Here is a 20,735-nt window from a genome sequence, read left to right as displayed (position 1 = left end):
TAATTCAAGCTATATACCTGCAATCTGTGGGATTTTATTAAAAATATCGGTGCCGATTGGCTTTATTAAAATTAAAATACTTTCATTTTTCACATACTCAGATATGACCCTTAATGATTCTTGAAGACAACTTGTCATCTGCTTTTTGATTGCGAAGTATTTTTTCCTTTGTCGTACTTTACGGCATGTTGATATGAAGGTCAAACAAAAAATGAAAATTAAATCATATTTTTCTCATTTTTGCCCAATAATTTTTAGCGAAAACCCATTTGTTTCTATATAAGCAGTCAAAAATAAATCATTTCTAAAAACCTTTTTAAAGATACGAAAAGGTACAATATTTGTCTTTATTGTACTTATTTTAGTCCATTTCGTCATTTACTTTTTTATAAGCTATAAGGTTTAGGGTTTAAATTTTTTCTTCTCCTTGGCAGAATTTGCTAAAATGAGTGCACTCAGGCACAATTAAAGGACCGAAATCATGGACATTATCCCTTACCTATTTTTTAAGGACAAGCAAAAGACGCAATGACCTATTATCAAGAAAAGCTTGACGGCAAGATATTAGCCTCAGTTGAATATGGTTCAACGGTAGATCCTGAAAATCCCGGTCAGTTACCGCTAGCCTTTCACCATTATCTGATGCATGGTACCCTAGAAACATGTGGCCAACGATTGTTATGCTCAGATGAATTTCCAAGCGAAAACCAGCCTGACTTTAATGATGTATCAGTCGCTATTATGTCAGATGATCTTGACCAGCTCCAAACTTACTTCGCTAATTTAGAAAAAGACGCGATCAAAGTTATCCTTCCCTTTCAAGCGACAGATTGGTCACCAGGATAAGGCATGTTAAGAGATAAGTACATCATTAAATGGCAGTTGAATTACGAAGCTTCATTGTTGAGAAATTTCGGCCATAAAAAAAAGCAGCCAAGTGGCTGCTTTTTTGAATAGTTAATGCTTATTCTAAAAAGTCTTTTAATTGTTTTGAACGAGATGGGTGGCGTAATTTTCTCAATGCTTTCGCCTCGATTTGACGAATACGCTCCCGGGTAACGCCAAATTGTTGACCAACTTGTTCTAATGTTTTCGATTGACCATCTTCTAGACCGAAACGTAAACGTAAAACATTTTCTTCACGGTCTGTTAAAGTATCTAATACCTCGTTTAATTGTTCTTTTAACAATTCTGCAGAAGTGTAGTCAGCAGGACTCGTTGCATCGTGGTCTTCAATAAAATCACCTAAGTGAGAGTCATCTTCCTCACCAATAGGTGTTTCCAATGATACTGGCTCTTGCGCAATTTTTAGAATATCACGTACTTTTTCAGTTGGTAAATCCATTTCAGCCCCAATCTCTTCTGGAGTTGGTTCGCGTCCTAAATCTTGCAATAATTGACGTTGGATACGTACTAATTTGTTAATCGTTTCAACCATATGTACTGGAATACGGATAGTACGCGCTTGGTCAGCGATTGCACGCGTAATGGCTTGACGAATCCACCAAGTAGCGTAAGTAGAGAATTTAAACCCTTTATGGTAGTCAAATTTCTCAACAGCTTTCATTAGACCCATGTTACCTTCTTGAATTAAATCTAAGAATGACATTCCGCGTCCTACATAACGTTTAGCAATAGATACAACCAAACGTAAGTTGGCTTCAGCTAATTCTTGCTTAGCTACTGGGTCACCTTGTTCAATACGTTGTGCTAAAGCTACCTCTTCGTCTGCAGTTAATAATTCTACGCGTCCAATCTCTTTCAAGTACATTCTAACTGGGTCGTTAATTTTAACATCAGAAGCTACGGAAGTAGGATCTACTTCCTCTTTCTTCACTTTTTCTGCTTCTTTATCGGCCTCTTTATCCATTTGACGCATTGTTGGTTCGCCATTCTCATCAACAACGGCAATACCTTGATCTTCGAATTTCTCGATCAAGCCATCCATACCTTTATCATCTAAGGCAAAAGGTTGTGCGATTTTATCGCTTAAATCCGTATATTGAATTGTACCAAGAATTTTTTTCTCAGCAATTAATTGTTTTGTAGCTTGGTTAAGTGTTACGCCGTCCACTTTTTTCTTTGCCATTCAATTCGCTCCTCACATAAATTAAAATTGAAATAGTTCAATTACCACGACTTTTTATTTGCTTTAACAAATCTATTTTTTGTTTTATCAAAATGCCAATCTGTGCAAAGTCGTCTACCGATTTTGCATAAGCAATTTCGTCGTCTAAAGATTGCATTTTTTGTTCTATGTTGCCTTTAATTTGGATGTTATAAATTAGATCTTCAACTTCGCCCTCACCTATATCTGGTGCCACTTCCATATTCATCACTTCAGCGACAAGACGCTGTTCTTCTGCACCTGACAAGGCTTGTAAGAAATCTCCAGGGTCAAGCTCACCGTCCATGTTTTGATTATATTCTCGATAGTCAGACAATAACATAAAGACCGTTTCAACTTCACTAGACTGAAAATGAAAATCCCTATTCGCTATGAGTAACCATGTTTCACTATTATAGAGTAAACGGTATAGTAATAGCAATTCACTTTTTTCAAGTTGAGACTTTTTCTTGCTTGTTGCAGCAGGAATACCTACTTGAAAATTGTTATTTGTTGGAAAAGACTGATGGTTGCCGTGGTCATCAGCTGGGTAGGATTGGTGTGATTGATTTTTAGGACTATAGCTCTCTAACTGTTGTAATAAGGTATCTTTGGATACACCAGTATCCTCAGCAATTTCACCTACATAAATGTCACGGTCGATAGGCTGTTGAATTTTTGCAATCGCCTCTAGCATAACATTAATAAATTGAATTTTACCATTATCTGTATCTAAAGAAAATTCCTTACGGTAGTAATTTCTCATGAAATGGATTGGGCTCAACCTTTTGTTCAAGACAAAATTGACATACCGTTCGCCACCATACTTTTGAATAAATTCATCAGGGTCTAAGTTTTGCTCAAAGGCTAGCACATTAAGCTTCAAACGACTACTTTGATCTTGTATCAAGTTAATTGCTCGAAGGGTCGCCTTTTGACCAGGTTTATCTCCGTCATAGGCAATTAAGACCTGTTTACTTGTTCGTTCAATAGCCTTAATTTGGTTGCTCGTTAAACTAGTGCCCATAGATGCCACTCCATTGCCTACACCTTCATTGTGTGAGGCTATGACGTCCATAAAACCTTCAAATAAAACGAGCTCTTTGGCTCTTCTGGCTTCATTTTGAGCTAAATCCAAGTTAAACAAGAAAGTATTTTTCTCGAATATTTCTGTCTCAGGACTATTCAAGTACTTGGCTGCATCAGGATGGTTTTCATAATGGTTAGACCCAGGCAAGATTCGCCCTGAAAAACCAACAGTCTTCCCTTGCGGGTTTCGCAGTGGAAACATCACACGACCAGCAAATCTATCTTTTAACCGGTCTTGGTCGCCTACAAATATACCAGAAAGTTGCAATTCTTCAGTGGTAAATTCTTTGTTTAACAGATGTTGTGCAGCTAAGCGCCCATCTTCAGGGGCGATTCCAATTTGGTAGGCATCAAGCGTTTCTTTGCTTAAACCACGATCATATAGATAGGTTAGTCCTCGATGACCATTTTCCGTATTCATCAATAAATAATGGTAAAATTGTCTTAATTCTTCATGAATTTGGATAAGTCGATTTTGCACACTTGAATAATTGGTCGTTTGTTGGCCATCATCTAAAGCTGACCAATCGAATAATGTCGAAACATTCCCAGCTTCCGCTACCTTTTGGACAGCTTGGGGGAAGGAATAACCTTCAATTTCTTCCATAAAACGAAAAACATTACCCCCCCGACCACATGAGAAACAGTGAAAAATCTGTTTTTCTTCATTTACTGTGAACGAAGGCGTACGTTCTTCATGAAATGGACAATAACCAAAATAGTTACGTCCCCTCTTTTGTAAGTCAACAAATTGACTGGTTACATCAAGGATATTTACATTGTTCTTTACTTCATTAATGATTTCCTCTGGGATAAAATTCGCCAATTGATCACCTACTTTTGCCGGCAAAAACTCACAATAAATATAGCGGAAACCAAATCAAAATGCAATCGATATGGCTATATTCTTTGCGAATTTCTACAGCCTATTCTTCAACCTCAAATTCACCATCCAAAACAGCTTGAACAACTTCCCAAGCTTCATCACGGCCATCCTTTGTTTCAGCAGAGAAAGGTAAGATCTGATCGATCGATTCTAATTCTAATGTTTTATAAATATCACTTAAGTGTTTATTCCATTGACTCTTTTTAATTTTGTCCGTTTTCGTTGCAATAACAAAATAAGGCACACCATGGTAATCCATAAATTCTTTCATTTGAATATCGTCTTTTGTCGGTTTATGACGGAAGTCTACTACAAGAAGTGCTAAAACTAGATTTTCACGGGTCGCAAAATAGGTTTCTAGCATCTCGCCCCATTTAGCTTTTTCCGTCTTACTAACTCTGGCGTACCCGTAACCTGGCACATCCACAAAGTAAAATAAATCTTCAATTTGATAATAGTTTAATTGTTGTGTTTTACCTGGTTTACTAGAAGTTCTAGCCAGTTTTTTATGGTTGATCATTGTGTTGATGAAAGAACTTTTCCCAACATTTGACCGACCTGCTAGCGCGATTTCTGGAATAATGGGTGCTGGATACTGTTCTGGCCTTACGGCAGATATCAGAAACTCAACGTTATGTACGTCCATGAAAAATCCCCTTTCTGACGCAAAAAGGAAAGACTCATTCTAGTCTTTCCCATTGTATTTAATACACTGCTACTATTGGCAATAATTAAGCGATCTTTTTGCCTTCTAAGTCAAATAAATCTGGTTCGATGTCGTCATTAATTACTGATTCAGTAATGATCACCTTAGAAACATCTTCACGTGAAGGAATTTCAAACATGATTTCTAACATCGCTTCTTCAATAATTGAGCGTAACCCACGAGCCCCTGTCTTGCGGTCTAAAGCTTTTTGTGCGATGGCTTCTAAAGCTTCATCTGTAAAGGTTAGTTCCACATTATCCATCTTCAATAATTGTTGATACTGTTTCACTAAGGCATTTTTAGGTTGCGTTAGAATATGGACTAAATCATCCTTTGTTAACTTGTTCAAGTTCGCCATGATTGGTAACCGGCCAATAAATTCAGGAATCAACCCAAAAGTTTGTAGGTCTTGTGGAATGGCTTGTTGCATAATTGCATCGTTGTCATTCAAGATATGGTTGTTTGAAGAATTACCAAAACCAATAACTTTTTCACCAAGACGTTCTTTAATAATTGGTTCGATACCATCGAAGGCACCACCTACGATAAAGAGAATATTTGTTGTATCTACTTGAATTAATTCTTGATGTGGATGTTTACGACCACCTTGTGGTGGAATATTCGCTTCAGTTCCCTCTAAAATTTTCAGTAAGGCTTGTTGCACACCTTCACCAGAAACATCACGGGTAATTGATACGTTTTCTGATTTACGGGCAATCTTGTCGATTTCATCCACATAGATAATCCCTTTTTGGGCACGTTCTACGTCAAAATCTGCTGATTGCATCAATTTAACTAAAATGTTTTCAACATCTTCCCCCACATAACCCGCTTCCGTTAGTGTCGTTGCATCTGCAATCGCAAATGGCACATCAAGAATACGTGCTAAAGTTTGAGCTAAGTATGTTTTACCTGAACCTGTTGGGCCCATTAGTAGGATGTTACTCTTTTGTAGAGATACACCATTATCATTTGTTTCGTTATTAGAGGAAATACGTTTGTAGTGGTTATATACTGCTACTGATAAAGTTTTTTTAGCTTGATCTTGACCAATAACATAATCATCTAAGATGGAACGAATTTCAGTTGGTTTTGGTGGTTCAACCATTGTATAAGATTCTTGTCGTTCTTGGTTGACTTCTTCATCTATTATTTCTTGACATAGTGCTACACATTCATTACAGATATAGACGCCAGGTCCAGCGATGATTTTGTCTACCTCATCTTGTGATTTTCCACAAAAAGAACAGTGAATCGTTGTTTGTTCATCATCATTATACATGTTATCCGTTCTCCTTTCTCTTTTACATCACCTTATTGTGCCAAATTCTTGACTTCAAGTCAATTTAAAAGTCTTCAATTTAGTGGTTTATTCTGCGTTATTATATTGACTTGAGATTTTAGAATTGCATTTGGTTTATCATTCGGAAATCCGCAGAATATTACTAGTATTTTATTGACCAATATTTTATAATGATTAACAGTGCAAAATTTGAATACAAATAAGAAAAGGAGATAACTATGAGTATTATTCGCGGAATTATCGGCTTAATTGTTATCGGATTTATTGCTTTACTTCTTAGCAAAGATCGTAAGAACGCCCGCATTAAGCAAGTAGGCATTTTATTAGTTATTATGTTTGTTTTAGCCTTTGTTGGTTTAAGAACAAGCTTTGGGATTGCAATTTTGGAAGGTGTATCAGGTTTATTTAACTGGTTAATCTTACAAGCAAACGGCGGTACCGAATTTGTCTTTGGGGAAGGCGCTACAAACTACGGGATTTTCTTCCTAAATGTTTTAATGCCAATTGTTTTTATATCTGGATTGATTGGTATCCTTCAATACATTAACGTTTTACCTTTTGTCGCTAAATATATCGGTAAAATCCTTAATAAAATTACTGGTATGGGAGAAAATGAATCATATATTGCTATCATCATGGCTATGCTTGGCCAATCAAATGGTTTGATTACGCTTAAACGTTATATTGATAAATTTTCACCTGAACAAATCTTTACATTTGTTTTAATGGGACTTTCTTGTGTATCTGCTACAACGATTGCTTCTTATATGCAAATGGTTGACGGTAAATTTGTAGTGGTTGCTATTCTATTGAATGTTTTCGCTGCGTTTATTATCGTCTCCCTGATGACACCCTATAACCCTCAAACACATCAAGTAGATTTTAACCCTATTGAAGAGGCTAAAGAAAACGAAGGTATTGATGATGAGAACTTCTTCTCTGTGTTAAGTGACTATATTTCTAGTGGTTTCCAAATTGCCCTAGCAATTGCCGGTTCTCTGATTGGTTTTACAGCTTTAATTACATTTCTTAATTCATTAGCTACCTTGGTATTTGGTATTGATTTCTTTACTATTTTAGGCTATGTTTTTTCTCCACTTGCTTATATTATGGGGGTGCCAAGTGCGGACATCGTAAGTGCTGGTTCAATCATGGCTTCTAAATTATTAACCAATGAATTTGTGGCCTTAGGAGAGGTTCAAGCGGTTGCAGGACAAGTTACTGATAAAACAATGGCAATGATGTCAACTTATGTTATCTCATTTTCAAATATCGCAACTGTCGGCATGATTATTGCTTCTATAAAAATTATGTCAGCTAAACAAGCAAAAGTTGTGGCAAATAACACATGGCGTTTAATCATTGCTTCTGTTTTAGTTTCAATGATTTCAGCAACAATCGTTGGTTTCTTCTTCTAATATAGAAGCCGTCACACCAAGGATAATTGAATAATCTTCCATAAGGCATTGTCTTTCTTCTACCAATTTGAAGGACAATGCCTTATACTTTACTTAGGATTAGATGTTGAGATATCCAACTTTATAGGGGGTTTATATATGAAATTAATTTTAGATTTTGATACTGGTATTGATGACGCAATGGCTATTGCCTTAGCTTTAGGTGAAGAGGATGCCGAAGTTATTGGGATTACATCTGTCTTCGGTAACGCTGAAGTAGACAAGTGTGTACACAATGCCTCTGCCATATTAAAATTATTAAATCGCGAAGACATCCCTGTTTTCCGTGGTGCTTCCCACAAAATTGGTGCAAGCGAAGATTACATCCAAGAAAAAGCATCTGGTATCTTCCACGGTTTAAATGGTTTGGGTAATATCGACTTACCAGCTGGTAACAATATTTCTGACCAAGACGCGATCGACTTCATTATTGAGTCTGCCAACAATTACGGCGATGAATTAGTTTTAGTGACAACTGGTCCTTTAACAAATGCAGCCTTAGCCATTCAAAAAGACTTACCTGCAATGCAAAAAATCAAAGGGATTGTTTCTATGGGTGGTGCATTAACAGTTCCTGGTAACGTAAGCCCGTTTGCTGAAGCTAACTTCTGGAAGGACTCAGAAGCGAATAACATCGTCTTTGATTCTGGTTTACCAATTAAAGTCATTGGTTTAGATGTGACTTTACGTACCCTAATCACAGATACAGATATAGCCCCTTGGTTAGAAATGTCTGAAGCGGCCAAAGTATTCCACGAGATTGTGACTTATTACTTTAAGGCTTACGCAAATTCATACGAAGACCTAACAGGTTGTGCCCTACACGATCCATTAGCAGTTTCAGTTGCCCTTAAGAGTGACTGGGTAACGGGTGAAACATTCCGTATCAAGAGTTTATACGGCGAACAAGAAGGTCGTTTAGTCCAAGATCAAGTTGCCTTAAACCGCAAGGAAGAACCGAATGTATTTGTTGCTTTAGGCGTTGACGCTGAACGCTATAACAAACACTTCCTAGACACAATCGTAAAAGCATTCTAATAGTTATTTCAATACGAAAAACCGAGCCTAGGCTCGGTTTTTTTGTGGTCATTATCTAATTCTTTTGCTTAAGAAAAAGCCAAGGGGGCACCCCCTTGGCTTTACATTTGAAAACTATAATAAAGCTTACGCTTCTTCAACAGTATCAGTGATTAATGCCATTGCTTTTTTCAATGCAATATCATTTTTCAACATATCTTCTGTTACAACGTTTTTAACTTCTTCAACAGTCATGCCGTAAGTTTCAGCTAATGTAGCAATTTCTTTCTCTACATCTTCAACTTCAGCAGTGATGTTTTCATCTTTAACGATTTGCTCAAGAATCAAGTTAGTTTTCACGCGAGTGTCAGCATCTTCTTCGAATTGAGTGTGCAAGTCTGCTTCAGTTGTACCTGTTAATTGGAAGTACATTTCTTTAGAAATACCTGAACGTTGCATTTCGTTTAAGTAGTGGTCCATTTGACGGTGAACTTCTTCATGTACCATTTCGTGTGGTAAATCAGTAATTTCAGCGTTTTCTACTGCTAAACGTAAAGCTTCTTCTTCACGAGCTTCTTTAGCTGCAGCTTCTTTTTGTTCCGCTAATTCTTTACGGTATTTTTCTTTTAATTCGTCTAAAGTTTCAACTTCTTCGTCAACATCTTTAGCAAATTCGTCATCTAATTCTGGTACTTCTTTTGTTTTCACTTCGTGTACTTTAACTTTGAATGTAGCATCTTTACCAGCTAATTCATCTGCATGGTAATCTTCAGGGAAAGTAAGGTTAACTTCTACTTCGTCGCCTTCTTTAACACCAACTAATTGGTCTTCAAAACCAGGGATGAATGAATTAGAACCTAATTCTAATGAATGGTTTTCACCTTTACCACCTGCGAATGCTTCACCATCTTGGAAACCTTCGTAGTCAATAACAACAGTGTCACCAATTTCAGCAGCGCCTTCTTTTAAAGCTAATTCGCTTAAGTTAGCTTGTGCTGCAGATAAACGGTCGTTGATTTCTTCTTCAGTTACTTCAACTTCTTGTTTAGGAACTGTTAGGTTTTTGTATTGACCTAATTTAACTTCTGGTTTAGTTGCAACATATGCAATTAATTCCCAGTCAGCATTTGTTTCAGCAGATTTGATATCGAAACGAGGTTGAGTAACAATTTCTAAACCTGATTCTTCAACAGCTTTTGTATAAGCTTCTGGTAAAACGATGTTTACAGCATCTTCAATTAAAGATTGCTCACCAAACATTTTTACAAACATTTGATAGTTTACTTTCCCTTTACGGAAACCTGGGATAGATACATCTTTTTTAATACGGTTAAAAGCTTGTTTCTTAGCTTTCGCTGCATCTTCTTTTGCTACGGTAAAGTGTAAAATACCTTCGTTTGTTGATGTTTGTTCATAATTTACTGACATTTAAATTCCCCTAACTCTAGTTATATTTACTAATTGATTACGCATTTATGCATAATCTTAACATCATAAAATACTACACTAAAACTGGCGAATTGTCTAGTTAATCAGCCAAAATGCCGTTAATGTTATACTATAAGGGTGGATATTTCTTGTTTTTATATTAAAATCCGTGTTAAAACTATGGTATATGTCCTAAATAGGATAAAATAGAGTAAATATGGTGTCAATTTTTTGGTGCCATATTCTGAAGGAGGTCATCATGAGGTATCCCAACGGTAAAGTCTACCAATCTAAGACGAATCGTTCACTATCCGCTTCTTCTAAAGGGAAAGCAAACTTTGCTAAGCGTGGTATGAAGCTGGAGGAAATGATTAATCAAGCCAACCAGTGGTATTTATTGCGTGACAAAGCTATTATTCACAAAAAGCCAACACCAATCCAAGTTGTCTCAGTCGACTATCCGAAAAGGAGTCGTGCTGTGATAACTGAAGCCTACTATCGTACAGCTTCCACAACAGATTATAATGGGATCTATAATGGACACTATCTAGATTTTGAGGCTAAACAAACCAACCTTAAAACTAAGTTCCCGCTTCATAATATTCATCAACATCAAATAGATCATATGACAAATTGTGCCAATCATGGTGGGATTTGTTTTGTCCTTTTTCTATTTAAAGAACGTGATGAAGCCTATGTGTACCCTATAAGGGCGCTACTGGAAGACTGGACTGCCTTTTTAGCCAATGACATTACTGCAATCCCTTTAAAGAGAATTCAATCTAAAGGTGTCCAAGCAAACATGGGGTATCAGCCCCGAATTGACTATTTAGCAGCTGTGGATGAAATGATTGCAGCCAATTATCAAAATTAAATAAACATACTAGGAGTGATAAGCATGAGTCAAGATCAAAACTCAAGACGACGAAGCCAAAATAATCGCAAGTCGTCTAAAAAAATTCAAGGTAAGCGAGGTAAGTATAACCGCTCTGGCATGGCCCTTTGGAAAAAGATCCTACTTGGTGTTGTTGGCGCCGGTGTAGTAGTTGGGGTAGCCCTTTCAATCATTGCCTATTCCTGGATTTCTGATAGCCCTGCAATCACCGAAGAAGATTTGTACGGTACCATCGCATCTAGTGTATATGACAATGAAGGAAACGTTGTGTATGAAACTAGTCAAAACGAGCGGATGATCGTTGACGAAAGTGATATTTCGCAAACAACATTTGATGCCGTCACCTCGATTGAGGACCAACGCTTTATGGAACATAACGGTTTTGACCCGATTCGTATTGCAGGATCTTTCTTAGCCAACCTAAAAGCTGGTGGCATTGCCCAAGGTGGTTCAACCCTAACCCAGCAATTAGTGAAGCTAACCTCTTTTTCAACTAATGAGGAAGACCAAACTTATAAACGTAAAGTCCAAGAGATTTGGCTAGCGGTTCAATTAGAACAAGACTACACTAAACAAGAAATCTTTGAGTTTTATATTAATAAAGTCTACATGGCCAACGGTGTTTACGGTATGGGGACTGCTGCTGAAGTTTACTATGGTAAATCTTTAAGTGAGCTTTCAATAGCCCAAACTGCCCTATTAGCTGGTATGCCGCAAGCACCTAACGCTTACGATCCATATTCAGATCCTGAAGCTGCTGAAGAAAGAAGAAACTTAGTACTTGCAGAGATGTTGGACAATGAAAAAATTACTCAAGAGGAATACGACGAGGCAGTAGCCACGCCAATTGACGATGGTTTACAAGATATTGACACTGAGTCAACTGAACAATCTGAAACTGCAATTATGTTAGACTCTTATATTCAGGAGGTTGCCGCTGAAGTTGAGGAAGCAGGATATGACATGTATTCAGACGGGTTACAAATCTATACGCATTTAGATATGGATGCCATGACTGAAATCTACAATACAATCGAGGATGAAGATGGTTATTACTTCACAAATGACAACATGCAAGCTGCAGCATCATTAGTGGATACAGAAACGGGTAATATCCTAGCCCTATACGGTGGACGTAACCAAGAAGGACAATTGTCTTATAACCGAGCAACGCAGTTAGAACGAAGTGTTGGTTCTTCTATTAAGCCATTTGCGGACTATGCGACTGCTATAGAATATCTAAACTACTCTACCGAATCATCTATTGAAGATGAAGAACATACTTATTCAAATGGGACAGAGATTAATAACTGGGATAATTTGTATCAAGGCACTATCACCCTGCGTCAAGCTTTAATCGGTTCTCGTAACATTCCAGCCTTAAAACTATTACAAGAGGTTGGTACCGACCAAGTTGATGAATTCCTACAAGATATGGGAATTGTGTTAAATGATGGGGATGGTGTTCTTGAATCAAACGCTATTGGTGGTGAAATCACCCCGTTACAACTAAGTGCAGCTTTTGCAACATTGGGGAATTACGGTGAATACAACCAACCACGTGCGGTTGATTACTTTACAACTTTCGATGGTGAAGAAGTCACGATTGATTCAACAAGCACCCAAGCCATGGAAGATTCAACTGCTTATATGATAACGGACATGTTGAAAGATAACTTTACGGATACTTCTTATGGTTTATCTACTAATTACCATACAGCTGGTCTAGCTGAAGCAGGTAAATCAGGTACGACAAACTATACCGAAGAAGAGGCTGCTGAACTTGGTGTTGGTTCAAGTGCGGTACCTGATACTTGGATGTCAGGTTATACTACTGATTACGCCCTATCCATTTGGACTGGTTACGATAACCCATACTCTACAGAAGAAGTTGGTTATATCGATGGGTCAGATAGATATATTGTAAGTTACCTATACCAAGATATTATGGGATACCTATCTACGACTTCAGAAAATGCAGATTGGGTACAGCCTGATTCAGTGCATGAAGTGAAATTAGTCAAAGATGCAATACCAGATGAATTCCCTACAAACGCGACACTATCATCACAAATCTTAACTGGTTTGGCTAACGATGACTTGTATTCAGATTACCAAGCTTGGTTAGCATCTGGAAATGCGATTGTACAATCATCGTCATCATCTTCTAGCCGTGCGTCATCAAGCAGCTCAAGTTCTAGTTCTAGTTCAATTTCTTCATCGTCAAGCTCAAGTTCTTCATCAGCTGAAGAATCGAGTGAAGAAGAATCAACCTCGTCTGAGAGTGAGTCTTCTGAGTCTAGTGTGAGTGAAAGTTCTGAAGCTGAAACGCCTTCGAGTGAAGTGGAATCTTCAAGTGTTTCATCATCCACTACGCAACCAAGCACTTCATCATCATCATCTAGACCAGCAGACACTGGCGACAACGAGGATGTTGAGGAAGAGGAAGTAGACGAAGCTGCTTAGGACCGGAATTACCAATTGAATCAATGATATAACAATATTTTAAAAGGCCTGTGATGTTTTGTCGCAGGCCTTTTCTATTCCATAAATTATATATCCCTATTAATTGTGCTTTAGAATTGAAGGCACTATAATAGACTTAATCGAAAAAAGAGGTGAAATTATGTTTGCATTAGACTACTATAACACTGTAACTATTCCATCCGCTTCACCTGACCGCCCTTACATCCCTGTTTACGCTTGGCAAAACGCCGATCATCCAAAAGCTATTATCCATATTGTCCATGGGATGTCAGAATTTGGTGGTCGCTATAAAAAAGTGGCTGAGTCATTTGTGGACCAAAACTTTTTAGTCATCGCCCATGACCATATTGGCCATGGAGGACTAGCTAAAGAACACAACCGTTTAGGCTATTTTGGCACAACGGTTGCTGATAAAGTCATGGTTGAAGACTTACATCGAGTGGTTCAAGCAACCAAGAAACATTATCCCGACTTACCCTATTATGTGTTAGGTCATTCAATGGGGGCATACATAACCCGTTTATATCTTGGTCAATATAGTGAGGAAGTAGACGGCGTATTATTGAGTGGGACGAACACTCATAGCCCTATTTTCGCTACAGGTGCAGCTTTAGCACCTATTTTAAATACCTTGCATCCAGATGCCTACAATTACTATATCCATCAAAAACTATTCGGTACGGGTATAACTGATGACCCTGCCGTTGCCAATGCTTTTCCAGAATATTGGTATCCCCCTAAAAATGGTGAAGAAAGGGATTGGCCACTAGTTGGCTTTGTTTTCACCAATAACGGTTTTGCAGAGTTGGTAAAAATTGCCCATAAGGCAACTTTACCCAGCTGGACCCGAAACATCCGGAAGGACTTACCAATTGCCATTATTGCTGGTCGTAACGATCCACTGATTAATGGTGGTAAAGAAACCTACAAACTGGCTAAAGAATTCACCCGTTCTGGATTTGATGATGTCACAATCATGATGTTTGAAAATCGCGGTCATGAATGTTTAATGTACGGCAATACTAAACCCGTTTACCAAATAATCAATAATTGGTTTAAGAAACAACTAAAAACCATTCATGATTAAGTATATACAAAAAACATGCAAAAATCGCGCCTGTCATTTTCGACAGGCGCGATTTTTCATGCAGCCAATATTTTAACTTTAAGTCCATTTTTCGTAGTCTTCGTCTGACATGGCTTCAACTTGCCCTAGTAAGTAACCATTACCTACTTGTGAGAAGAAGTCGTGGTTTGAAGTACCGGTAGAAATACCGTTCATAACGATAGGGTCTACATCATCAGCAGTATCTGGGAATAATGGGTCAAATCCTAAGTTTTGTAATGCTTTGTTGGCATTGTAACGTAGGAAGATTTTCACATCTTCAGTCCAGCCTAAGTCATCATAGATGTACTCGCTGTATTTCGCTTCGTTTTCATATAATTCAAACAATAAGCTGAACGCCCAATTTTGCATGTCTTCTTGCTCTTCTTTCGATAATTGATTGAAAGCAATTTGGAATTTATAACCAATGTAAGTACCATGGACACTTTCATCACGTAAAATCAATTTAATAATTTCAGCGACGTTTGGCAATTTACCGTTACCTAAGTACCAAAGTGGTGCATAGAATCCCGAGTAGAATAAGAATGACTCAAGGAATACTGAAGCTACTTTTCTTTGTAAATCTGTACCGTTTTGGTAAATATCATTGATTCGGTTCGCTTTGTATTGGATAAATTCATTTTCCCGTGTCCAGGCAAAGATTTTATCAATTTCTTTAGGTGTGTTTAAAGTTGAGAAAATAGATGAATACGATTTAGCATGTACACTTTCCATGAATTGGATGTTATTGTAAACCGCCTCTTCATGTTGGGTACGGATAGATGCTTTAAGTGATTCCATACCATCTTCAGATTGCAAAGTATCTAGTAGTGTTAAACCACCAAATACTTTTCCAATCATGTCTTGTTCTCTGTCTGATAATGTACGCCATGTATCTAAATCATTTGATAATGGAATACGTGTATCTAACCAAAATTGTTCTGTTAACTTTTCCCAAGTCAACTTGTCAATCATATCCTCAATATCATTCCAGTTAATAGCAATATAAGGATTTTCATTAAAATTCGTCATGTGTGTTCCTTCCTTATTCCGAGTGCAATCGATTAAACAGTACAACTTTCACAGTAATTTGCGCCAACTTCTTCGTTGTTGTCTGTGAATGTACGTACGTAGTAAATAGATTTGATGCCACGATTCCATGCGTAACGACGCAAGATGTTTAAATCACGTGTCGTCATTTTGCTTGTACGCCCTTCTTTCCAAGGGTATAAACCTGCAGGAATATCTGAACGCATGAATAAGGTTAAACTCATACCTTGATCAATATGTTGTTGAGCTGCTGCATAAATATCGATAATACGACGGTTGTCGATATCGTAAGCAGATTGGTAATAAGGTAGCGTCTTATTGCTTAAGAATGGTGCTGGATAGTAAGTCTTACCAGTTTTCTTTTCTTGACGCTCTTCAATCAATTGGATGATTGGATGTAAACTTGAGCTTGTTTCGTTTACGTAAGAAATTGAACCAGTAGGCGCAACTGCTAAACGGTTTTGGTGGTATAAACCATGCTCTTGAACGGCAGCGCGTAAGGCTTTCCAGTCTTCTTGAGTTGGGATGTGAATACCTTCAAATTGTGCTGCAACTCTTTCAAATTCAAACGTTGTTTCTTCATTGATGTATTTGTCAAAATATTCACCTGTCGCATAAGTTGATTTTTCGAAGTTTTCGAAAGTGATACCACGTTCTTTAGCGATTCTATTAGATGCTACTAAAGTATAGTAGTTTAATAGTAAGAAGTATTTGTCTGTAAATTCAATCGATTCTGGTGAACCATAGTGCATTTCATTTAAGGCAAAATAAGTATGTAGTCCCATTGCCCCTAAACCGATAGTATGCGCTAAATCATTACCTTTTTTAATTGAAGGTACTACGTCAATAGCTGATGCATCTGTTACATATGTTAAACCGCGAACCATTGTATCAACAGATTTACCAAAGTCTGGTGAATGCATTAAGTTATTGATATTTGTTGAACCCAAGTTACATGAAATATCTGTACCTAATTCTTCAAATGTTTGGTCGTTGTTGATAATTGAAGGACGTTGTACTTGTAAAATTTCTGAACACAAGTTACTCATAACAATTGTCCCATCAATTGGGTTTTGGTCATTTACAGTATCGATATTGATGATGTAAGGATAACCAGATTCTTGTTGTAATTTAGAGATATCGTCTTCTAAATCACGCGCACGGATCTTAGATTTCTTGATTTCTGGGTTGTTCACCAAGTTATCATACTCTTCTGTAATGTTGACATAGGCATAAGGTTTACCATAAATACGTTCAACATCATAAGGACTGAATAAGTACATCATTTCGTCTTTTTCTGCTAACTCATAGAATTTATCGGGTACAACTAGACCTAGTGATAATGTCTTCACACGGATTTTTTCATCAGCGTTTTCTTTTTTCGCAGATAAGAATGATACAACATCTGGATGGAAGACGCTAAGGTAAACTGCACCTGCACCGTTACGTTGCCCTAATTGGTTAGAGTAAGAGAATGAATCTTCTAGTAATTTCATGACTGGAATGATACCTGAAGAAGCATTCTCAATTTTCTTAATTGGGTCACCGGCTGCACGAATGTTTGTTAGGTTAACCCCAACCCCACCACCTAAACGAGATAGTTGAAGTGCTGAGTTGATTGTACGACCAATTGAGTTCATGTCATCTGTTGCTTGGATTAAGAAACAAGAAACCAATTCTCCACGACGTTTACGACCAGCATTTAGGAAGGTAGGTGTCGCTGGTTGGTATCGTTGGTTGATCATTTCATCACGTAAATCGCTCGCTACTTGCTCGTCACCATTTGCTAAATATAAAGCAGTAAACACGATACGGTCTTCGTAACGCTCTAAATAACGTTTACCGTCGTTTGTTTTTAGTGCGTATTGTGTATAGAATTTGTAGGCGCTCATGAACGATTTGAAACGGAATTTGAAGTCATATGTTTCCTGCATTAAACGTTTCACAAATTCACGGTCGTATAAATTCAAGAACCCTTCTTCTAAGTAGTCATGTTCAACTAAGTAGTCGATCTTTTCATCTAAAGTATAGAAGAATACGGTATTTGGGTTAACGTGCTCTAAAAAGTAAGCCCGTACCGCTTCTTTATCTTTCTCGATTTGAATTTTTCCGTCTAGTGGACGGTTAACTTCGTTATTCAGCTTGAAATATGTAATTTCTTTTTCTTGTACTACTGCTTTAGGTTGGTCCAATTTCATTCACCTTTTCTTTCATAATTGTAACGTCGTTCACATTTCCCTGGAATTCAAAAGTTAACAGCAAAGGTACATTATACGCTTCTGCGAGATCTTTTGCAGTAAAACAATAAAGTTCATTGAAATTTAAATTTCCTGAACCACAAACGCCTTTTAAATACGTTAGATTCTGACCAGTTTCAATAAAATCATTTAGTATTTCGGTTACTTCAATATCATAAGTTGGAGCAATCACGATATAGGGTTCGTTAATTTCTTGAAAAGCATTATCCATTGTAATTCTCAGGCTATCCATTTCAAGTTTATTTACAAACTTGTGTGTCTGTCCGGTTAGAGACATGTACACAATTTTCACATCACATTCCTCCTATTCAAAAAAAACGACACCACTACATGTAGTGGTGTATTTATGTTACATATAACTATATATTGTTCATTCTGTAATTTCAACTATTTAAGACCGGTATTGTTTCTGGAAAAAATAAACCAATTCAGATAGCCAGACGTTATTATAAAATACAATCATCAGTCTAAGCCAACAATTAAGGCAATTCATCTGAAGCTTAAATAATTATTCGGGCCTTTTTTGCCCACAAATAAATCCTTTGCTTGGAAATTTTATTTTAAATTATGAGATGATTTATACAAAAAATGTTTTAAGTCTATTTTTTACAAATCTATTATTATAAATTAACTACAGAAAATCCATTTGACTTGCTTTTATCCATCTACAAATGTAAACTTAAATTGATTCAATCATCTGATATCTACTACTGAAAGGAGTCAGCGATGACAAGCAATATTATCCAAGAAAAAAGGCAAGATTTCCAAGATGTTTCCGCTGCTGAGTGGGAAGTCATGCGGGTCGTATGGGCGCAAAAAGAAACGAATTCCCGCACCATTATCTCCTCTTTAGAGGACAAAAAAGATTGGAAAGCCGCAACGATTAAGACCTTAATTGGCCGCCTAACTAAAAAGAACTGGCTAGAAACGACTAAAAACGGTAAATCATTCATTTACCGTCCGGCAATCGATGAAGACACTGCCTTAGAAAACCAAGCACAGACCCTATTAAATGGTTGGTGTAATACCGATGCTGACAAGGTGATTTCTGCACTTATTCAAGCCTCTGTATTAGACGATAAGATGAAGGATAATATCCTCAATGCCCTAGACAAAGCCACTTACGTTGACCATGTTACTTGTAATTGTGCGCCCGGTCAATGTATCCACCATCCAGAAACCCATTAACCATCTATTCTGACACTTGCCAATCAATTGGTATCCGTCCTGATTTTTCAAGCAATTCATTTGCCTTGGAAAATGGCTTAGTCCCGAAAAAGCCACGTGAGGCGGATAAGGGACTCGGGTGTACTGAACTTAGAATGTAATGTTTATTTTCATCAATTAAGGTAGCTTTGACCTTTGCTGAATTGCCCCATAAAATAAAGACAATGGGTTCAGACGCTTGATTTAAGGCACTGATAGCCGCATCGGTTAAAACTTCCCAACCTTTACCTTTATGGGCATTAGCGTTTGAATCTGGCACTGTTAAGACCGCGTTCAATAATAGGACACCTTGATCAGCCCACTGTCTTAAATCACCATGACTAGCAGGTTGGATATCTAGATCTGACTGCAGTTCTTTATAGATGTTTCGTAATGAAGGTGGAATCTTCACACCTTTGTTGACTGAAAAACTCAATCCTTGCGCTTGACCTGGTTGATGGTAGGGATCTTGTCCTAGGATGACTACTTTCACTTGGTCAAATGGTGTATGCTCAAAAGCTGCATAGATATGATTTTGGTCTGGGTAAACCGGGCCTTTTTCATATGCTTGTATGATAAAATCTTCGAATCGTTTAAAATTCTCAGACTCCAATACTGGCGCTAATGCTTTGGCCCAGTCACTTGGCATCTTCCCTAATCGTGTCATGCTTTTCGCTCCTCTCTTCTTTATAGTCCATCTTTCATTATACCATGGATGACGTCTTTTGTAATTCACTGCCTAGTCAAACCCCTGGTTAGATTGGGCTGATATCTGTTTTTGCATGCACCGTTTGATTAGTGAATTTAAATTGACCGTGGTAAACTGAAATTAACTTAATTGAGATAGGAGCTTACAAATGATTGAATTGATTGTTTCAGATATGGATGGCACCTTGTTGGACGAAAATATGGATATTCCACAAGCAAATATTGATGCGATAATGCATACGTATAATAAAGGGATTCCATTTGTTGTATGTACTGGCCGTAATTTTACCGAAGCTAAAGTTAAATTGGATGAAGCGGGTATCCGTTGTCCGATTATCGGCTTGAACGGCTCAATCCTTTTTGACAGAAATGGAAAAGTAGAATACGAAGTGGATATCGATAACCAAACTGCCCTTGATATCCTGGATAAAGGCTATGAAGCGGGCTTTTATATGGAGGCCATGACCAGTAAAAATGTCTACTCATCTTCATTAGAGCAACGTATTCTTGCAATTACGGAACTGATTCACGAGATGAATCCGGAAATGTCATTAGAAGAAGCGAGAACGCGTGCAACCCAATCGAATGAGGTAACAACTATCGATTATCGTGATGATTTAAGAACTTTGATCACTGAAGAAGGTCAAGCCATTATAAAGATTACTTTCGTGGATGCTGATCCAGAAAACACCATTAAACCAATGGCTGCAGAACTAGGCGATAAATATCCTGATACCCATATCACCTCATCATTTAAGTACAATATTGAAATCAACCATGCTGATGGGACTAAGGGTAAGGCTGTTGAAAAATACTGTCAAGACCATGGGTACAACATCAATAATGTCGTGGCAGTTGGCGACAACTTCAATGACGTTTCTATGTTAAAATCTGCTGGCTATTCGTTCGCAATGGCCAATGCGGAACCGGAAGTAAAAACATACGCTAAATATGAAACAACTAGTAATTACGACGGTGGCGTGGCGAATGCCATTTACCAGTCACTGAAAATGGCTGAAAACGACTGAAATAC

General features: G+C 37.5%; 17 protein-coding genes. 8 read left to right on the top strand and 9 right to left on the bottom strand.

Features of this window, described 5'->3' with window-relative positions; genetic code table 11:
• Positions 1-528 precede the first annotated feature (528 nt).
• Positions 529-846, top strand: coding sequence for a hypothetical protein (locus tag ACRCJ0_RS03005; protein ID WP_418147151.1), 318 nt, complete (start codon positions 529-531; stop codon positions 844-846).
• Positions 847-964: 118 nt separating this feature from the next.
• Here the strand turns inward: ACRCJ0_RS03005 and rpoD are convergent, their stop codons facing one another.
• The 4 genes from rpoD to clpX all read right to left on the bottom strand — a co-directional run bounded on the left by rpoD (position 965) and on the right by clpX (position 6,070).
• Positions 965-2,089, bottom strand: a complete 1,125-nt coding sequence (rpoD, locus tag ACRCJ0_RS03000) for an RNA polymerase sigma factor RpoD (protein WP_417893244.1) — start codon at positions 2,087-2,089, stop codon at positions 965-967.
• Between the two features lie 37 nt (positions 2,090-2,126).
• Positions 2,127-4,022: a DNA primase gene (gene dnaG / locus ACRCJ0_RS02995; protein WP_419971139.1), complete on the bottom strand. Its 1,896-nt coding sequence runs from the start codon at positions 4,020-4,022 to the stop codon at positions 2,127-2,129.
• A gap of 100 nt (positions 4,023-4,122) precedes the next feature.
• On the bottom strand, positions 4,123-4,728 hold the full coding sequence (yihA, locus tag ACRCJ0_RS02990; RefSeq protein WP_431389451.1) for a ribosome biogenesis GTP-binding protein YihA/YsxC: 606 nt from the start codon (positions 4,726-4,728) through the stop codon (positions 4,123-4,125).
• 85 nt (positions 4,729-4,813) lie between these two features.
• Entirely contained in the window at positions 4,814-6,070 is a 1,257-nt protein-coding gene (gene clpX, locus ACRCJ0_RS02985; protein ID WP_417893247.1) for an ATP-dependent Clp protease ATP-binding subunit ClpX, read from the bottom strand.
• A 239-nt stretch (positions 6,071-6,309) separates the two neighbouring features.
• Between clpX and ACRCJ0_RS02980 the strand changes: the two genes are divergently transcribed.
• A complete protein-coding gene (locus ACRCJ0_RS02980; protein ID WP_417893248.1) occupies positions 6,310-7,509 on the top strand; it encodes a NupC/NupG family nucleoside CNT transporter in 1,200 nt (399 codons plus the stop codon).
• 138 nt (positions 7,510-7,647) lie between these two features.
• On the top strand, positions 7,648-8,586 hold the full coding sequence (locus ACRCJ0_RS02975) for a nucleoside hydrolase (RefSeq protein ID WP_431389450.1): 939 nt from the start codon (positions 7,648-7,650) through the stop codon (positions 8,584-8,586).
• A gap of 126 nt (positions 8,587-8,712) precedes the next feature.
• Here ACRCJ0_RS02975 and tig read toward each other — a convergent pair whose 3' ends face one another.
• Positions 8,713-9,993: a trigger factor gene (gene tig, locus ACRCJ0_RS02970; RefSeq protein ID WP_417893250.1), complete on the bottom strand. Its 1,281-nt coding sequence runs from the start codon at positions 9,991-9,993 to the stop codon at positions 8,713-8,715.
• Between the two features lie 259 nt (positions 9,994-10,252).
• Between tig and recU the strand changes: the two genes are divergently transcribed.
• The 3 genes from recU (at position 10,253) to ACRCJ0_RS02955 (ending at position 14,462) form a co-directional block, all read left to right on the top strand.
• Positions 10,253-10,867: a Holliday junction resolvase RecU gene (gene recU / locus ACRCJ0_RS02965; RefSeq protein ID WP_417893251.1), complete on the top strand. Its 615-nt coding sequence runs from the start codon at positions 10,253-10,255 to the stop codon at positions 10,865-10,867.
• A gap of 24 nt (positions 10,868-10,891) precedes the next feature.
• Positions 10,892-13,354 carry a transglycosylase domain-containing protein gene (locus ACRCJ0_RS02960; protein WP_431389449.1) on the top strand — a complete coding sequence of 821 codons (2,463 nt, stop codon included), beginning with the start codon at positions 10,892-10,894 and terminating at the stop codon, positions 13,352-13,354.
• 160 nt (positions 13,355-13,514) lie between these two features.
• Positions 13,515-14,462: an alpha/beta fold hydrolase gene (locus ACRCJ0_RS02955; RefSeq protein ID WP_417893253.1), complete on the top strand. Its 948-nt coding sequence runs from the start codon at positions 13,515-13,517 to the stop codon at positions 14,460-14,462.
• 78 nt (positions 14,463-14,540) lie between these two features.
• Here the strand turns inward: ACRCJ0_RS02955 and nrdF are convergent, their stop codons facing one another.
• Genes nrdF through nrdI form a run of 3 tightly spaced genes read right to left on the bottom strand, consistent with a single transcriptional unit; the run spans position 14,541 to position 18,080 of the window.
• On the bottom strand, positions 14,541-15,512 hold the full coding sequence (gene nrdF, locus ACRCJ0_RS02950; protein ID WP_417893254.1) for a class 1b ribonucleoside-diphosphate reductase subunit beta: 972 nt from the start codon (positions 15,510-15,512) through the stop codon (positions 14,541-14,543).
• A 32-nt stretch (positions 15,513-15,544) separates the two neighbouring features.
• Positions 15,545-17,728 (bottom strand): class 1b ribonucleoside-diphosphate reductase subunit alpha, encoded by a 2,184-nt coding sequence (gene nrdE / locus ACRCJ0_RS02945; RefSeq protein ID WP_417893255.1) that lies wholly within the window; start codon positions 17,726-17,728, stop codon positions 15,545-15,547.
• Positions 17,709-18,080 carry a class Ib ribonucleoside-diphosphate reductase assembly flavoprotein NrdI gene (gene nrdI, locus ACRCJ0_RS02940; protein ID WP_003142546.1) on the bottom strand — a complete coding sequence of 124 codons (372 nt, stop codon included), beginning with the start codon at positions 18,078-18,080 and terminating at the stop codon, positions 17,709-17,711. The genes nrdE and nrdI overlap by 20 nt, the downstream gene beginning before the upstream one ends.
• Positions 18,081-18,514: 434 nt before the next feature.
• Between nrdI and ACRCJ0_RS02935 the strand changes: the two genes are divergently transcribed.
• Positions 18,515-18,976: a CopY/TcrY family copper transport repressor gene (locus ACRCJ0_RS02935; RefSeq protein WP_417893256.1), complete on the top strand. Its 462-nt coding sequence runs from the start codon at positions 18,515-18,517 to the stop codon at positions 18,974-18,976.
• 4 nt (positions 18,977-18,980) lie between these two features.
• Here ACRCJ0_RS02935 and ACRCJ0_RS02930 read toward each other — a convergent pair whose 3' ends face one another.
• Positions 18,981-19,661 carry a uracil-DNA glycosylase gene (locus ACRCJ0_RS02930; RefSeq protein WP_417893257.1) on the bottom strand — a complete coding sequence of 227 codons (681 nt, stop codon included), beginning with the start codon at positions 19,659-19,661 and terminating at the stop codon, positions 18,981-18,983.
• 190 nt (positions 19,662-19,851) lie between these two features.
• Here ACRCJ0_RS02930 and ACRCJ0_RS02925 point away from each other — a divergent pair, with 190 nt between their 5' ends.
• Positions 19,852-20,730: a Cof-type HAD-IIB family hydrolase gene (locus tag ACRCJ0_RS02925; RefSeq protein ID WP_417893258.1), complete on the top strand. Its 879-nt coding sequence runs from the start codon at positions 19,852-19,854 to the stop codon at positions 20,728-20,730.
• The last annotated feature ends 5 nt before the right edge of the window (positions 20,731-20,735 follow it).

The sequence above is a fragment of the Aerococcus sp. L_32 genome (assembly GCF_050689315.1).
This window is presented reverse-complemented; position numbering and strand designations above follow the sequence as displayed.

Coding starts and splice junctions, on each gene's coding strand:
- ACRCJ0_RS03005 (WP_418147151.1), top strand. CDS start 529: ATGACCTATTATCAAGAAAAGCTTGACGGCAAGATATTAGCCTCAGTT.
- rpoD (WP_417893244.1), bottom strand. CDS start 2,089: ATGGCAAAGAAAAAAGTGGACGGCGTAACACTTAACCAAGCTACAAAA.
- yihA (WP_431389451.1), bottom strand. CDS start 4,728: ATGGACGTACATAACGTTGAGTTTCTGATATCTGCCGTAAGGCCAGAA.
- clpX (WP_417893247.1), bottom strand. CDS start 6,070: ATGTATAATGATGATGAACAAACAACGATTCACTGTTCTTTTTGTGGA.
- ACRCJ0_RS02980 (WP_417893248.1), top strand. CDS start 6,310: ATGAGTATTATTCGCGGAATTATCGGCTTAATTGTTATCGGATTTATT.
- ACRCJ0_RS02975 (WP_431389450.1), top strand. CDS start 7,648: ATGAAATTAATTTTAGATTTTGATACTGGTATTGATGACGCAATGGCT.
- tig (WP_417893250.1), bottom strand. CDS start 9,993: ATGTCAGTAAATTATGAACAAACATCAACAAACGAAGGTATTTTACAC.
- recU (WP_417893251.1), top strand. CDS start 10,253: ATGAGGTATCCCAACGGTAAAGTCTACCAATCTAAGACGAATCGTTCA.
- ACRCJ0_RS02960 (WP_431389449.1), top strand. CDS start 10,892: ATGAGTCAAGATCAAAACTCAAGACGACGAAGCCAAAATAATCGCAAG.
- ACRCJ0_RS02955 (WP_417893253.1), top strand. CDS start 13,515: ATGTTTGCATTAGACTACTATAACACTGTAACTATTCCATCCGCTTCA.
- nrdF (WP_417893254.1), bottom strand. CDS start 15,512: ATGACGAATTTTAATGAAAATCCTTATATTGCTATTAACTGGAATGAT.
- nrdE (WP_417893255.1), bottom strand. CDS start 17,728: ATGAAATTGGACCAACCTAAAGCAGTAGTACAAGAAAAAGAAATTACA.
- ACRCJ0_RS02935 (WP_417893256.1), top strand. CDS start 18,515: ATGACAAGCAATATTATCCAAGAAAAAAGGCAAGATTTCCAAGATGTT.
- ACRCJ0_RS02930 (WP_417893257.1), bottom strand. CDS start 19,661: ATGACACGATTAGGGAAGATGCCAAGTGACTGGGCCAAAGCATTAGCG.
- ACRCJ0_RS02925 (WP_417893258.1), top strand. CDS start 19,852: ATGATTGAATTGATTGTTTCAGATATGGATGGCACCTTGTTGGACGAA.